Origin of the sequence: Corynebacterium suedekumii (assembly GCF_030252185.1) — a bacterium.
Classification (GTDB): Bacteria; Actinomycetota; Actinomycetes; order Mycobacteriales; family Mycobacteriaceae; genus Corynebacterium; species Corynebacterium suedekumii.
This window is the reverse complement of the sequence record NZ_CP126970.1, coordinates 2,534,543-2,549,656: the sequence shown is the minus strand read 5'-3', so window position 1 is coordinate 2,549,656 and position 15,114 is coordinate 2,534,543. Positions and strand designations below refer to the sequence as shown.

General features: G+C 69.0%; 11 protein-coding genes and 1 pseudogene. All 12 read left to right on the top strand.

Annotated features, from left to right (window positions below):
* Positions 1-70 precede the first annotated feature (70 nt).
* The 12 genes and pseudogenes from QP029_RS12765 to QP029_RS12710 all read left to right on the top strand — a co-directional run bounded on the left by QP029_RS12765 (position 71) and on the right by QP029_RS12710 (position 15,103).
* Positions 71-274 carry a hypothetical protein gene (locus tag QP029_RS12765; protein WP_284874635.1) on the top strand — a complete coding sequence of 68 codons (204 nt, stop codon included), beginning with the start codon at positions 71-73 and terminating at the stop codon, positions 272-274.
* Between the two features lie 132 nt (positions 275-406).
* On the top strand, positions 407-1,156 hold the full coding sequence (locus QP029_RS12760; protein WP_284874634.1) for a DivIVA domain-containing protein: 750 nt from the start codon (positions 407-409) through the stop codon (positions 1,154-1,156).
* 81 nt (positions 1,157-1,237) lie between these two features.
* Positions 1,238-1,753, top strand: a complete 516-nt coding sequence (locus QP029_RS12755; RefSeq protein WP_284874633.1) for a YceD family protein — start codon at positions 1,238-1,240, stop codon at positions 1,751-1,753.
* Positions 1,750-2,502: a ribonuclease III gene (gene rnc / locus QP029_RS12750; RefSeq protein ID WP_284874632.1), complete on the top strand. Its 753-nt coding sequence runs from the start codon at positions 1,750-1,752 to the stop codon at positions 2,500-2,502. The genes QP029_RS12755 and rnc overlap by 4 nt, the downstream gene beginning before the upstream one ends.
* A pseudogene (mutM, locus tag QP029_RS12745) lies at positions 2,502-3,337 on the top strand (bifunctional DNA-formamidopyrimidine glycosylase/DNA-(apurinic or apyrimidinic site) lyase). The gene rnc and the pseudogene mutM overlap by 1 nt, the downstream one beginning before the upstream one ends.
* Positions 3,338-3,390: 53 nt before the next feature.
* On the top strand, positions 3,391-4,881 hold the full coding sequence (locus QP029_RS12740; RefSeq protein ID WP_284874631.1) for an alanine/glycine:cation symporter family protein: 1,491 nt from the start codon (positions 3,391-3,393) through the stop codon (positions 4,879-4,881).
* Positions 4,881-5,162, top strand: a complete 282-nt coding sequence (locus QP029_RS12735; RefSeq protein ID WP_284874630.1) for an acylphosphatase — start codon at positions 4,881-4,883, stop codon at positions 5,160-5,162. Before QP029_RS12740 ends, QP029_RS12735 begins: the two co-directional genes overlap by 1 nt.
* Positions 5,163-5,242: 80 nt before the next feature.
* Positions 5,243-8,689, top strand: coding sequence for a chromosome segregation protein SMC (gene smc, locus QP029_RS12730; RefSeq protein ID WP_284874629.1), 3,447 nt, complete (start codon positions 5,243-5,245; stop codon positions 8,687-8,689).
* 142 nt (positions 8,690-8,831) lie between these two features.
* Positions 8,832-10,919, top strand: a complete 2,088-nt coding sequence (gene ftsY, locus QP029_RS12725; RefSeq protein ID WP_284874628.1) for a signal recognition particle-docking protein FtsY — start codon at positions 8,832-8,834, stop codon at positions 10,917-10,919.
* 320 nt (positions 10,920-11,239) lie between these two features.
* Positions 11,240-12,652, top strand: a complete 1,413-nt coding sequence (locus QP029_RS12720) for an ammonium transporter (protein ID WP_284874627.1) — start codon at positions 11,240-11,242, stop codon at positions 12,650-12,652.
* A gap of 5 nt (positions 12,653-12,657) precedes the next feature.
* Complete coding sequence (locus QP029_RS12715; protein ID WP_284874626.1) at positions 12,658-12,996, top strand: P-II family nitrogen regulator; 339 nt, start codon at positions 12,658-12,660, stop codon at positions 12,994-12,996.
* Entirely contained in the window at positions 12,986-15,103 is a 2,118-nt protein-coding gene (locus QP029_RS12710; protein ID WP_284874625.1) for a [protein-PII] uridylyltransferase, read from the top strand. The genes QP029_RS12715 and QP029_RS12710 overlap by 11 nt, the downstream gene beginning before the upstream one ends.
* Positions 15,104-15,114 lie beyond the last annotated feature (11 nt).

Here is a 15,114-nt window from a genome sequence, read left to right as displayed (position 1 = left end):
TTCAGGCACCGGTTCGGGCGCAGCAGGGGTGGCGGGTTCGTCGACCTGTGAAGCCTCCGGAATGGATGACGTGGATGAGGACGACGTTGAGGTGGAACTGGACGCGCTCGATGAGGTCAAGGAGGTGGTCTCCTCGGTATCAGTCGGCTCAACCGGGGTGGTGCACCCCGAAAGTGTGAGCATCCCCGAAGCGAGGAGGGCCAGGGCAGTTCGAGAATTCATGGGGGAGTCCTTCGGACGGTGTAGCGGGAGAGGCGCAACAGCTCGCCTGTGACCCATCATCGCTGACCAGCGTCAGCTGTGGGTTGGTTTCCGGAAACCAGAGTGCCCCGTGCCCCCAACCTCAAGGTGACACGCCTACCTGCAATAACGGCACCTGAGCAGGTACGCCAGTACGCTGAATTTCATGTATCGCGTCTTTGAGGCACTAGATGAACTCGTCCAGACCGTGGAGCAGGCCTATGGCGTGCCCATGACCTCCAACTGCATGGTCCCGCGCAACGACATGCTGGCGTTGCTCGATGATCTGCGCAACGCGCTGCCCATCGAGATTGATGATGCCCAGGATGTCCTGGACAAGCAGGAACACATTCTGCGTGGTGCGGAGGATCGTGCCCGGGAGATGGTGACGGATGCGGAGGCGCAGGCGTCGGGGATCGTGGGGCAGGCGCAGGATCAGTCGGATGCCATGCTGGCGGATGCGCAGCAGCGGGCGACCGGCCTGGTGGCCAAGGCTGAGGATGACGCGGACCATATTGTCGGGTCGGCTCGTCGGGAGGCGGATGAGACCGTGGGTCGGGCGCAGTCTGAGGCGGATCGTCTCATCGCGGACGGCAACGAGTCCTACCGTCGGTCCGTTGATGAGGGCATGGCGGAGCAGGAGCGTCTGGTGTCCGAGTCGGAGGTCGTGCGTCGGGCGAATGAGGAGGCGCACCGGATCGTTGATTCGGCACATGCGGACTCGAACCGTCTGCGCAGTGAGTGTGATGATTTCGTGGACAGCAAGCTCGGTGAGTTCGAGGAGACTCTGACGGGTGTGCTGCGGACGGTGGGTCGGGATCGTCAGGCGTTGCGTCGTGGCGCCGGTGCGGCTGGTGCCGGTCCGGCGGGGGCCCCCGTGGCGGGTGACTACCCGCTGCGTCGCCGCCCCGAATAAGCCCCGAGTGGACCCCGAATACCTCTCCGGTATGTCAGGAATGAGAGATCAGGCAGACGCGGAGTAGACTCAGGCAGCGATATGACTTCACCGTTTGTGTTCAACATTGCCCGGCTCGCTGACTTTGATCAGCGCACTCAGACCGGCCCCACCCCGCTGCGCATCGGACCCGAGATGATCGGGATTCCGGAGGGTGGCGAGGTCACCGTCGACGCCACTCTCTCCGATCTCGGTGGGGGTGTGCTCGTCAATGCGGACGTCCGTGGCACCCTCTCCGGTCAGTGCGTGCGCTGCCTGCGGGAACTGCATCCGGAGATGGATCTGCGGGTCAGCCAGGTCTATGCCACCACCCCGGATTTCATCACGGGTGAGGAGGATGACGGGGAGGGGTCCGGTGATGATGTGCCGGTGGTGACCGGTGATGAGCTGGACATCATTCAGGCGGTCATCGATGAAGCGGGCCTGAATCTGCCGTTCAACCCGACCTGTGAGGGTGGGTGTGATGACGCGGAGACGCCGGCCCCGGACGGGGTGTCGGGTGAGGATGAGGGCAAGCTCCTTGATCCGCGGTGGGCTGACCTGGAGAAGTTCCTGTGAGTCGCAAGCGTCGGCCGACGGGGGAGGAGGCCCTGGACACGGCGTTCCGCGCCGTTGATCACGCTCCGCTGCTCAGGGCTCTCGGGGTGGAGCTCAGTGAGGAGAGTCTGCGCCTGGCGTTGACGCACCGCAGTTTCGCCAACGAGAACGGCAGTCTGCCGAACAATGAGCGTCTCGAGTTTCTCGGTGACGCCGTCCTCGGTCTGTCCGTGGCCACCCGCCTGTACCTGCAGTACCCGTCGCGGCCGGAGTCGGGCATCTCGAAGATGCGGGCGTCGATAGTCTCGCGTTACGGTCTGGCGGACATCGCCCGGGAGATCGACCTCGGTGCCCATCTGCTGCTCGGCCGTGGTGAGCTGGTGACGGAGGGGCGGAGCAAGGACTCCATCCTCGCGGACACCACGGAGGCGCTGCTCGGCGCGATCTACCTCGAGCACGGCTTCGAGGTCGCCCGGGACGTGGTGCTGCGCCTGTTCAAGGAGAAGATCGACTCGGCCTCGGCGGACAGTCTGCACCGGGACTGGAAGACGGCCCTGCAGGAGCGGGTCGCGGAGCTCAAGCTGCCGATGCCGGTGTATGCGGCGACGTCGACCGGCCCGGAGCATGAGCTCGTGTTCACGGCGACGGTCACGGTCAACGGCGTGGAGCTGGGGTCCGGTGAGGGGCAGAGCAAGAAGCTCGCCGAGCAGGAGTCCGCGCACCGCGCCTTCCGTGTCCTGCGCGAGAATCCGTTGGCCGCGAACGCGTAATGCCGGAACTGCCCGAGGTCGAGGTCGTCCGCCGGGGTCTCGCAGAGCACCTCTCCGGCGCGGTCTTCCAGGACGTCGATGTCCGCCATCCCCGCGCCAACCGTGGCCAGGACGCCCCGTTGCCGGACCTGCTCACCGGCGCGACCATCGTGGACATCCGCCGGCGCGGCAAATACCTGTGGCTCACCCTCGATGAGGCGTCGGCCCTGTTCGTCCACCTCGGCATGAGCGGCCAGATGCTCGTCGGCGATCCCGGCACGTGCACGTCACCGCATCTGCGCATCCGCGCCCTGCTTATCGACGCCGCCGGCTCACCCAGGAGCTCGCCTTCGTCGACCAGCGCACCTTCGGGCGCTGGCTGCACACCCCCACGGTCGACGGTATTCCCGCCCCGGTCACCCACATCGCGCTTGACCCGTTGGAGGCCGGGTTCGATCCGGTGGCGGTGGCCCGGCGGATCCGGACGAAGAAGTCGCCGATCAAGTCGGTGCTGCTCGACCAGACCGTGGTCAGCGGCATCGGCAACATCTACGCCGATGAGGCGTTGTGGGAGGCGGGGATCCTGCCGACGCGGCGGGCAGCCAGCCTGCGGCAACGGGACGTCGTCACGCTCCTGGCGGCGGCGGCGAACGTGATGCGGCGCGCATTGGCCGCGGGAGGGACGAGTTTCGACGCCCTCTACGTCAACGTCAACGGCGCCTCCGGCTACTTCTCCCGCTCGCTCAACGCCTACGGGCAGGAGGGTCGGCCCTGCCCGCGCTGCGGCACACCGATCCGGCGGGTGGCGTTCCAGAACCGGTCGACGCATTTCTGCCCCGCCTGTCAGACCATCTGAGACACGTACGCCACTGTTGTGACGCAGGGCACCCGAGGCGCTACGTTTAGAACATGGAAACTTTCGAGTCGTTCGTCACCGGGACGATCAACGACAACCTCTGGACCGTCGTGCCGTGGGTGCTCATCGCCGCCGGCATCTATTTCGGTGTCCGCACCCTGGTGGTCCAGGTGCGCATGCTGCCGGACATGTTCAAGGCGGTGGTGGAGAAGCCCGGCGGTGCCGGCAAGGACCATGACGCCGACTACGGCGGCATCTCCGCCTTCCAGGCGTTCACCATCTCCGCGGCCTCCCGCGTGGGCACCGGCAACGTCGCCGGTGTGGCCGTCGCCATCTCCCTCGGCGGCCCGGGCGCGGTGTTCTGGATGTGGATGATCGCCATCATCGGTGGCGCCACCTCCTTCATCGAGTCCACCCTGGCCCAGCTGTGGAAGACCCGCGACAAGGACGGCAACTACCACGGTGGCCCGGCGTACTACATGACCCGCGGCCTCAACGCCCGCTGGCTGGCGGTCATCTTCGCCGTCTTCATCTCCATCACCTACGGCTTCGTCTACAACGCCATCCAGACCAACTCCATCGTCGAGTCCGTCGGTGGTTCCCTCGAGCAGGACTCCCTCGGCTTCAAGATGATCGTCGGCGGCGTCCTCGCCCTGCTCACCGCGTCCATCATCTTCGGTGGCGTGCGCCGTATCGCCAACGCCACCCAGCTCATCGTGCCGTTCATGGCGGTGGCCTACATCGTCGTCGCCATCATCGTCGTCGCCCTGCGCATCGAGGAGGTCCCGGGTGTCATCGCCGACATCGTCGGCCACGCCCTCGGCTTCAAGGAGATCGCCGGTGCCGCCGTCGGTGCCGCGTTCATGAACGGCATGCGCCGTGGCCTGTTCTCCAACGAGGCCGGCATGGGCTCCGCCCCGAACGCCGCCGCCACCGCCACCGTCTCCCACCCGGTCAAGCAGGGTCTGGTGCAGACCCTCGGCGTGTACTTCGACACCCTGGTCGTCTGTTCCATCACCGCCTTCATCATTCTCCTGGGCAGCCAGGACATGAACTACGGCGAGGAGGTCCAGGGCGCATCGCTGACGCAGGCGGCCCTGGCCAGCGAGGTCGGAGCCTGGGGCACCCACTTCGTCACCTTCATCCTCTTCTTCCTCGCCTTCTCCTCCATCCTGGGCAACTACTACCTCGCCCAGGCCAACATCGAGTACCTGACCAAGTCCGGGGTGTGGCTCAACGTCTTCCGCGTCGCCGTCATCGCCTTCGTCTTCTTCGGCGCCGTCGGCTCCCTGCCGCTGGTCTGGGCCCTGGGCGACACCTTCGCCGCCACCATGGTCTTCATCAACCTCATCGCCATCGTCCCGCTCGGCGGCGTGGCCATCAAGCTGCTCAAGAACTACAACGAACAGCGCAGGAAGGGTGTGGACCCGGTCTTCCACCGCGACATGCTGCCCGAGCTCAAGAACGTCGAGGTGTGGGACGGCTCTGACCCGGTCACCCGCCGCAGCATCGAGGACCGCCAGACCCTCGAGGACCGCTCCTGATGAGCACCCGACTCACCGCCTTCGTCCACGGCCACGTCCAGGGCGTCGGCTTCCGCTGGTGGACCCGCTCCCAGGCCCTGGAACTGGGCCTGGCCGGCTCCGCCACCAATCGTGACGACGGCCGCGTCTGCGTCGTCGCAGAGGGTGACACCACCCAGGTCGAGGCGTTGCTCGCCCGCCTGGAGGAACAGCCCTCCCGCCACGGCCGCCCCGGCACCGTGGACACCGTGATCACCCAGTGGGGCGAGCCCAAGGGAGAATCGGGCTTCCGCGAGCGGTAGGCCGCTCTACAACCAACCCCGGTCCTCGGCTGACGCGGAAATGTCACGATGCGCCCCACCTGCGGTGATAATCTTGCCCGGTGCACCTGAAATCGCTGACGCTTCGAGGATTCAAGTCCTTCGCGTCTGCGACGACCCTGAAATTCGAGCCCGGTATCTGTGCGGTGGTCGGGCCGAACGGGTCGGGTAAGTCGAATGTCGTTGACGCGCTCGCCTGGGTGATGGGTGAGCAGGGGGCGAAGACGCTGCGTGGTGGGAAGATGCAGGACGTCATCTTCGCCGGTGCGGGCGACCGGAAGCCGTTGGGCCGGGCGGAGGTGACGTTGACCATCGACAACTCGGACGGCGCGTTGCCGATCGAGTACACCGAGGTCTCCATCACCCGCCGGATGTTCCGCGACGGGGCGAGCGAGTACGAGATCAACGGGTCGAAGGCCCGGCTCATGGACATCCAGGAGCTGTTGTCTGATTCGGGTATCGGCCGGGAGATGCACGTCATCGTCGGTCAGGGCCGGCTGGCGCAGATCCTCGAGTCGCGGCCGGAGGAGCGTCGCGCCTACATCGAGGAGGCGGCGGGTGTGCTCAAGCACCGGCGTCGCAAGGAGAAGGCGCAGCGCAAGCTGCTGGGCATGCAGGCCAACCTCGACCGCCTCACCGACCTGACAGATGAGCTGCGCCGCCAGCTCAAACCGCTGGCCCGGCAGGCTGAGGCGGCACAGCGTGCGGCGACGGTCCAGGCCACGCTTCGTGACGCCCGCCTCCGCCTCGCCGGCGACCGCGTCCACCGTCTGCGCCGCGAGTTCGAGGACACCGACCGTCGCGCCCGCCTCCTGGCCGAACAGGTGGAGGAGGTCACCGAACAGCTCGAGGAGGCCAGCGAGGTTCAGCTGGATCTGGAGGGTCGGCTCGAGGACCTCACCCCGCGCGCTGAGGCCGCCCAGCAGTTGTGGTTCTCCCTGTCCACGCTGACCGAGCGGGTGTCGGCGACCTCGCGCATCGCGGCTGAACGTGCCAGCAATGCCGGGGCACAGGTCGCCTACACCGGGCCTGATCCCGAGCAGCTGGAGCGCCGCGCTGAACAGGCGGAGACGGAGTTCGCCGAGCTCACCGAGGCTGTCGAGATCGCCCGCGAGCGCCTCGAGTCCATCCGGGAGGAGGTCGCCGACCGGGAGGAGGCGCGCCGGGAGGCGGAGGCCGAGCATCTCGCCCAGGTCCGCGCCATCGCCGACCGCCGGGAGGGCACCGTCCGGCTCATCGCCGCCGAGGAGTCCCTGGCAGGGCAGGTCGCCGCGGCCGAGGCGGAGATCGACCGGCAGTCGGAGACCCTCGCCGAGACCCTGGCCCGGACGAAGGCCGCGGAGGCCGAGTCCCGCGAGGTCACCGAGAAGATCGCCGCCCTGACCGCCGAGCGTGGCCCCCGGGAGGAGGCCCACGTCCGGGCCGCCAGTGAGGCCGGTGCCGCCGACAAACGCCTCGACCATCTGCGTGATGCCCAGCGCGAGCGGGAGCGGGCGGTGTACTCGCTGCAGGCACGCATCGACACGCTGCGTCAGAACGCCCCGACCACCAGCGCGGGAGAGCAGCTGGGGGAGTGGGACCCGCTCGCCGACCTGGTCACCACCGACCGGGAGCACGCCACCGCGCTGGCCGCCGCCCTCGGCGCCCACGCGGAGGCACTCGCCGGCCAGCTCTCACCGGCGCTCATCGACGAGCTGCGCGGCGCCACCCGCACCGTCCTCGTCGACACCACCGATTCGACCGCCCCCTGGCGTCTCGACGCGACCCTGCCCGACGGGGTGACCTGGCTGCTCGACCACGTCACCGTCGACCCGCGCGTCTCCGTGGCACTGACCCGCCTGCTCGCCGACGTCGCGGTGACCGCCACCGTGGACACCGCCCGCACCGTCGTCGCCGAGGACCCCCGCCTGCGGGTGGTCACCCTCGACGGAGTCCTGTGCGGGCAGGGCTGGGTCGCCGTGGGCACCGGCGCTGCGTCCCCGGTCGAGGTCAGTGCCCAGATCGCCGAGGCGGAGGAGGAGCTTGTCGACGCCCGCGCCGACCTCGACGAGCTCTCCGGCACCCTCGAGGGCGCCCGCATCGCCGCCGACGAGGCGCGTGTCGACGCCGCCGCCCGCAAGGCCGCACTCCGCGAACACGACCAGGCCATCACCGCCTGGCAACGCGACGCCGCGCGCCTGACCAGGCAGTACGAGGCGAACAAGGCCGAGCACCAGCGCGCCGCCGAACGCGCCACGGGCGCAGACGCCCGCCTCGCCGGCCTGCGCGACCAGCTCGCCGAGGCCCGCGACCGCCTCGCCCGCGTGGAGGACACCGACGCTCCCGAGGAACCGTCGACCGTCGCCCGCGATGAGGCCGCCACCGCGCTGACCCAGGTCAAGGCGATGGAGATGGAGGCCAACCTCTCGCTGCGCACCGCCGAGGAACGGGCGAATCAGGCCGCGGGGCGCGGTGAGGGGCTGCGCCGCCAGGCGGCGCACGAACGTCAGGCGAAGGCGCGGCACGACGAGGTGATGGCGCGGCGTCGAGAAGCAGCCGAACTCGCGGTGACGGTGGAAAAACATGCCCGCGACCTCGCCGCTCGCGTGGCGGACGCCACCGCCCGCGCCGCCACCGACCGCGACGACCTCGTCCGGCAGCGCACCGAGGTCTCCGCCCTGCTGGGACGGGCCAAGGACCGCGTCAACGCCGCCCGCACCCAGCTCAACCGGCTCACCGACAACGCCCACGCCGGCGAGATCGCCCGCTCGCAGGCACAGGTGCGCATCGACGAAGCCGAGGCCAAGATCGTCGAACAGCTCGGCCTGCCCATCGCCGACCTCATGGCCGACTACACCCCCGGCGAGGACTTCAACCGCCCCGAGGAGGAGAAACGCCTCAGACAGGCGGAGAAGGACCTCACCGCCCTGGGCAAGGTCAACCCGCTCGCCCTCGAGGAGTTCAAGGCACTCGAGGAACGCTACGAATTCCTCTCCACCCAGCTCGACGACGTCATCCAGGCCCGCGAGGACCTCTCCGGCGTGATCGAGGACGTCGACGCCCAGATCCTCCAGCTGTTCACCGACGCCTGGCACGACGTCGAGGCCGAGTTCCCCAAGGTGTTCACCACCCTGTTCCCCGGCGGCGAGGGCAGACTCATCCTCACCGACCCCGACGATCTTCTCACCACCGGCATCGAGGTCGAGGCCCGGCCCCCGGGCAAGAAGGTCAAGCGACTGTCCCTGCTGTCCGGCGGCGAGAAATCACTCACCGCCCTGGCCATGCTCGTCGCCATCTTCCGCGCCCGCCCCAGCCCCTTCTACGTCATGGACGAGGTCGAGGCCGCCCTCGACGACGTCAACCTGCGTCGCCTGATCAACCTCTTCGAGGAACTGCGGCAGGACTCGCAGCTCATCGTCATCACCCACCAGAAACCCACGATGGACGTGGCCAACGTCCTCTACGGCGTGACCATGCGTGGCGACGGCGTCACCCGCGTCATCAGCCAACGCATGAGCCCCGCCCAGTAGCCGCCTGATCTGGGCTGGTGCCGGACCTCCGCCGGGTTTCAGTCGTTCCGCCGGGATCAATCCCGGCGGAGCAACTCAGAGTAGGCGGGTCAATCAATCACTGAGCGTGAATATTGGCCCGGGTACTGACACTATGGAGTCCATGAACACCACGTATCTCATCATCGGCATAGCGGTCGTCGTCCTCCTGCTGATCATCCTGCTCATCGTCTTCGGGCTCAAGCGCAAGAAGGCGAAGACCGTCAGCTTCGAGAAGAAGGACGACGAGGCCCCCAAGGAACTGACCCGCGAGGAGAAGTCCGGCAACTACCAGGCCACCGGCGGCTTCAACTTCGCCCCCGCCAAGCAGACCGAGAAGGAACCCGACCTGCTGCCCGGCCAGGAACTCGGCTCCACCCCGGCCACTCCGCCGGTACAGCCCACCCGCGCTGCTGAGCCGGCGAAGTCCGCTGAGCCGGTGAATCCGCAGCCCACGCCGACCGTGGGGGAGACCGTCGGACACCCCGAGTCCGAGCCCGTTGCTGAGCCCGCCGCTGAGTCGAAGCAGCCGCGTGAGTTCGTCGATCCGGTGTCGCAGGGCATCGCCGAGCGTGACGTGCCGGTGGAGAATGAGACCCACCAGGTGATCGGGGAGCAGGACCCGGTCGTGCCGGGTGCTCCCGAGTCTGGGCAGCCGCGCGGGTTCGTCGATCCGGTGTCCGAGGGCATCGCCGAGCGTGACGAGCCGGTGGAGAACGAGACCCACCAGGTGATCGAGGAGCAGGACCCGGTCGCGGTCGAGGACGAGTCTGCGGTGGAGATCATCGAGGAGCAGGACCCGGTCGCGGTCGAGGACGAGTCTGCGGTGGAGATCATCGAGGAGCAGGAGCCCGTCGAGGTCGTCCATCCGGGCGCCCGCGTCGACGCGCAGGCTGCGTCTGCCGCCGCCGAGCCGGTCGTCGAGGAGGAGATCCTCCGGGAGGAGACCGTCGGTGAGACCCCCGCCGAGGACGCGGAGTTCGACCCCTCCACGGTGATCGTGGATGAGGAGGTCGCCGCCACCATTGAGGACAGCGTCGACCACACCCCGCAGCGTCCGGACGAGTTCGAGGCGGACCCGGCCGAGCCGGTCGATGAGGCACAGTTCGTGGCACCGGTCGAACCGGAGCAGGAGGCGGTGGAGGATCACGAGGCCGTCGAGGAGGAGGCCGAGGAGGCCGCCGCCGCAGCTCACGTCACCGCCGGAGCGGTCGAGGCCGCCCTGGAGCAGACCCCGGTGCCGGACGAGGTCGTCGAAACGGCCCCGGCTGCCGCACCGGTGGAGGACATCGCCCCGGCCTCGGGCCGGATCGGCCGCCTGCGTGGTCGGCTGTCGCGTTCGCAGAACGTCATCGGGCAGGGTGTGCTCGGTATTCTCTCCGCCGGTGATCTCGACGAGGACGCCTGGGAGGAGATCGAGGACACGCTCATCATGGCGGACCTCGGAACCGCGGTGACCATGCGTGTGGTGGAGTCGCTGCGCGAGAAGATCGCCGATCGGGGAGTGTCCAGTGAGGCGGAGGCCCGCGCCATGCTGCGGGAGACCCTCATCGAGGTCGGCCGTCCCGAGCTGGACCGCTCCATCAAGGCGATGCCGTACGAGGGCAAGCCCGCCGTCGTGCTTGTCGTCGGTGTCAACGGCACCGGTAAGACGACGACCACCGGCAAGCTCGCCCGGGTGCTCGTCTCCATGGGGCACAAGGTGCTTCTCGGTGCCGCCGACACCTTCCGTGCCGCCGCCGCCGATCAGCTGGAGACGTGGGGCCGTCGCGTGGGCGCCACCACGGTCCGCGGTGCGGAGGGTGCGGACCCCGCGTCCGTCGCCTTCGACGCGGTGGCCACGGGTATCGAGGAGCAGGCGGATGTGGTCATCATCGACACCGCCGGCCGACTGCACACCTCGACCGGCCTCATGGATCAGCTGGGCAAGGTCAAGCGGGTGGTGGAGAAGAAGGCCGTCGTCGACGAGGTGCTGCTGGTCCTCGACGCGACCGTCGGCCAGAACGGCCTCACCCAGGCCCGGGTGTTCCGCGATGTCGTGGACATCACCGGCGTGGTCCTGACCAAGCTGGACGGCACCGCCAAGGGTGGCATCGTCTTCCAGGTGCAGGAGGAGCTCGAAGTCCCGGTCAAGCTCGTCGGCCTCGGCGAGGGTGCGGATGACCTGGCCCCGTTCGAGATCGAGGGCTTCGTCGACGCATTGCTCGGTTAGCCACAGCGCAGACCGTCAGGCACCTGCTCCCGGTTCCGGGGCGGGTGCCTGTTCTGATTCGCGGCAGGACCGGATCCGCGCATCCTTGATTCGTCGTACCATTCTGAACTGCGAAAACGCCGGCACCGTCCGCCAGATGTGCGGACCCGGCGCCGCCGAACCCCGCGGGGGTGCGCCACCACCCCCGCGCTTACCTGTCGGACTATCGAAAGAGTTTCTATAGCTCTATAGTCAACGGTGTCGAACGAAAACGGTCGGCCAATAGAAAACCAGAGCCCGGGATCCACCGGCCCGGGCCCACAACACAAGGAGGCCCGCACATGAACGCGGAAGAAGTCGTGATGGCGTCCGGAAATGCGAGCTGGATGCTCATGTCGGCATCCCTCGTGCTGCTGATGACGCCCGCCCTGGCGTTGTTCTACGGAGGCATGACGGGACGGCGCTCGGCGCTGAACATGATGATGATGTCGTTCGGCACGCTCGGTGTCGTCAGCGTCGTCTACATCCTGTGGGGCTGGTCGATGTCCTACGGGGCCCAGTCCCTCGGCGGTATCGTCGCCAACCCCTTCGAGTTCTTCGGGCTGCGGAACTCGATCGTCGATGACGCCGGCAACTACATCGCCGGGGCCTCCGGGTACGCCAACATCATCGACGTCGCCTTCCAGCTCACCTTCGCGGTCATCTCCACCGCCCTCATCTCGGGTGCGCTGGCCGGGCGCGTGAAGTTCGGCACCTGGCTGGTGTTCTCCGGGCTGTGGGCCACCCTGGTCTACTTCCCGCTGGCGCACATGGTGTGGGGTGGGGGCCTGCTGTCGCACTCCGAGACCGGCATCGCGGCGCGGATGTTCGGCGTCACCGACGGGGAGGCCACCATTGCTCCGGTCGACTTCGCCGGCGGCACGGTCGTCCACATCTCCGCCGGTACCGCGGCACTGGTCCTGGCACTGCTCATCGGCCGCCGCCGGGACTTCCTCACCGCGGCGCAGCGGCCGCACAACCTGCCCTTCGTCATGCTCGGTGCCGCACTGCTGTGGTTCGGCTGGTTCGGTTTCAACGGCGGGTCGGCCTTCGCCGCCGACGGTGCGGCGGGTCTGGCGTGGCTCAACACCACCGCGGCCACCGCGGCCGCGATGCTCGGCTGGCTGCTGACCGAGCGCCTGCGAGACGGTAACCCGACGTCCCTCGGCGCCGCCTCCGGTGTTGTCGCCGGTCTGGTGACCATCACCCCGGCCGCGGGCGTGCTCACCCCGGCGACCTCCCTCATCCTCGGTGCCGTCGGTGGTGTCCTGGCCTGCCTGGGCGTGGGCCTGAAGTACCGCTTCGGTTACGACGACTCCCTCGACGTCGTCGGCGTCCACCTCGTCGCCGGCCTGTGGGGCACCGTGGGCCTGGCCTTCGTGGCCACGGACACCGGCGTGTTCACCGGCGGCGGGGTCGACGGCCTCAAGCTGCTCGTCGTGCAGATCGTCATCGCCCTGGTGGCCATGATTTTCGCGGGCGTGGTCACCCTCATCCTCGGTCTGCTGCTGCGCTCGACGATGGGCTGGCGCATCGACGACGACGCCGAGTCCACCGGCATCGACTACCACCAGCACCGTGAGTCCGCCTACGACGACCTGGTCGGCTCCGAGCCGCGCCCCATGGCAGTAGGATCTGCCACAGAGCGTCCGGAGCGCCCGTACCCCGGAACCTCGACCGCCACCGCCCCCACCGCCCCGACCTCCCAGGAGTAGAACCGATGAAACTCGTGACAGCCGTAGTCAAGCCCTTCACCCTCGGTGACGTGCGTGAGGCGCTGGAGTCGGTCGGTGTGCACGGCATGACCGTGACGGAGGCCCAGGGGTACGGCCAGCAGCGTGGCCACACGGAGGTCTACCGGGGTGCGGAGTACGCCACGGAGTTCGTGCCCAAGGTCAAGCTCGAGGTCGTCATCGCCGACAACCTGCTCGATGATGTCCTCGACGCCATCACCCGGGCCGCCTACACGGGTAAGACGGGGGATGGGAAGTTGTGGGTGACCTCCGTCGAGCACGTCATCCGGGTGCGGACGGGCGAGCGCAACGACGATGCCGTCTGATCGGACTGATCCCCACCGGATCAGGGCCGGGGCCGTCGCGCGGGCCCTCGACCTGATCGACTCACTGCCGGTGCCCGAGGGTTGTGCCCTCGTGGCCACCGGCTCTCTCGCGCGGGAGGACATGACCGCCTACTCCGATCTGGACCTGGTGCTGCTGCACCCGGCCGGGACGGAGCCGGGGGAGCCGGGGGACGTCGACAAGCTCTGGTACCCGATCTGGGACGCGAAGTTCCACCTCGACCACGCCGTGCGGACCCCGGAGGAGTGCGCGGACATGGTCGCCGCGGACTCGACGGCGGGGCTGGCACTGCTGGAGATGCGGCACCTGCGCGGGGACGCGGAGCTCAGCGAGCGGGCGACGGCGTTGGTGCGGCGGCGCTGGCGGGAGCAGATCTCCCGGAACTTCGACGCGGTGGTCGCCACCGCCGCGACCCGCTGGCGTCGCGCCGGGTCGGTGGTCACCATGACGCATCCGGATCTCAAGCACGGCCGCGGGGGCCTGCGCGACGCGGAGCTGCTCCGCGCGCTGGCGATGGCCAACCTCTGCGACGCCCCGCCATTGCACGCGCAGCGGCGGCTGCTTCTCGACGTCCGCACCCTCCTACATGCGCAGGCGCGGCGGCGTCGTGACGTTCTCGACCCCGAATTCGCGGGGGACATCGCCGAACTGGTCGGCATGGGGGACCGGTACGAGCTCTCCGCCGCCATCGCCGACGCCGCCCGCGCCATCGACCAGGCGCTGACCGTCGGCCTGGCCACCGCCCGCAGCGTGCTGGCGAGGTCGACCCCGCGGACCACTCGTCGCCCTCTCGACCTCGACGTCGTCGAATCCGGCGGGGAGATCGTCCTGTCGCGGAGCCCCGACCTCGGCGACCCCGCCCTGCTACTGCGCGTGGCCGCCGCGAGCGCGCGTACCGGGCTGCCCGTCTCGGAGCACACCTGGGCCCGGCTCGCGCAGCTGCCCGACCTGCCCGAGGTGTGGCAGCCGGCCGCCGCGGACGACTTCTTCTCCCTGCTGGCCCACCCCAACCACACAAGTGAGGTCATCGACGCCATGGACCGGCACGGCCTGTGGACCCGGCTCGTGCCCGAGTGGGACCACATCCGCGGCCGGATGCCCCGCGAACGCACCCACATCCACACCATCGACGCCCACTCCCTGGTCACCGTCGCCCACTGCGCCGCCGCCACCGTCCGGGTCGCCCGGCCGGACCTGCTGCTGCTCGGGGCGCTGTTCCATGACATCGGCAAGGGCTACGGCCGCCCGCACGAGCAGGTCGGCGCCGAGTTCGTCGCCCGTATGGCCCGCCGCCTGGGCCTCAACCTGCCCGACCGTTCCCGCGTGCAGACCCTCGTCGCCGAGCACACCACCGTCGCCCGGCTCTCCGCCACGCGCGACCCGCAGGCCGACGAGACCCGCGACGCGCTTCTCGACGCCCTCCACTACGACCTCATCACCGTCAACCTGCTCGAGGCCCTCACCGAGGCCGACGCGAAGGCCACCGGCCCCGGCGTGTGGAACCGGCGCCTGGAGACCGGCCTGCGGCAGCTGTCCACGCGCGCCCGCCGGGCCCTGACCGACCTGTCACCGGTGCGCCCCCTCGTCCACGCTCCGGACGACCTCGGCCTGCGTGCCAACGTGGAGGACGAGACGATCACCGTCTGGTGGCGGGGCACCTACCAGCGGGAGATCATCCGCATCCTCGCCGTCGCCGCCGCCAAGGCGTGGAGGATCGTCGCCGCCCGGCTGGCCACCGCCGACGACGGCACCATCCACCTCGAACTGGACATCCGGCCCACCCTCCAGACCCTCGACGAGGCCGCCGACGCCACCGCCCTCGCCCACGCCTACCACTCCGGCGTGTACTCCGCGGTCCCGCCGGCCGAGCCCGCCCCGACAGCCACGTACTGGAACGGCAACGTCCTCGAGGTGCGCACCACCCACCGGCCGGGCACCTTCGCCACCCTGCTCAGCGCCCTGCCGGACGTGACCTGGTTGAGCGCCCGGACCCCGGGCGCGACGATGATCGTGCAGGTCGCGGTGTCCGGCGGTGTCGACCGGTCGAAGGTGGGGCGGGATGTGACCCGCGTGCTGACGACCGGCTAGCATGGGGGAGT

Bases quoted from the DNA above. Each gene is read 5' to 3' on its own strand.
- QP029_RS12710 (WP_284874625.1), top strand. From the start codon at position 12,986: ATGCCGTCTGATCGGACTGATCCCCACCGGATCAGGGCCGGGGCCGTC.
- QP029_RS12755 (WP_284874633.1), top strand. From the start codon at position 1,238: ATGACTTCACCGTTTGTGTTCAACATTGCCCGGCTCGCTGACTTTGAT.
- QP029_RS12715 (WP_284874626.1), top strand. From the start codon at position 12,658: ATGAAACTCGTGACAGCCGTAGTCAAGCCCTTCACCCTCGGTGACGTG.
- ftsY (WP_284874628.1), top strand. From the start codon at position 8,832: ATGAACACCACGTATCTCATCATCGGCATAGCGGTCGTCGTCCTCCTG.
- QP029_RS12735 (WP_284874630.1), top strand. From the start codon at position 4,881: ATGAGCACCCGACTCACCGCCTTCGTCCACGGCCACGTCCAGGGCGTC.
- QP029_RS12740 (WP_284874631.1), top strand. From the start codon at position 3,391: ATGGAAACTTTCGAGTCGTTCGTCACCGGGACGATCAACGACAACCTC.
- QP029_RS12760 (WP_284874634.1), top strand. From the start codon at position 407: ATGTATCGCGTCTTTGAGGCACTAGATGAACTCGTCCAGACCGTGGAG.
- QP029_RS12720 (WP_284874627.1), top strand. From the start codon at position 11,240: ATGAACGCGGAAGAAGTCGTGATGGCGTCCGGAAATGCGAGCTGGATG.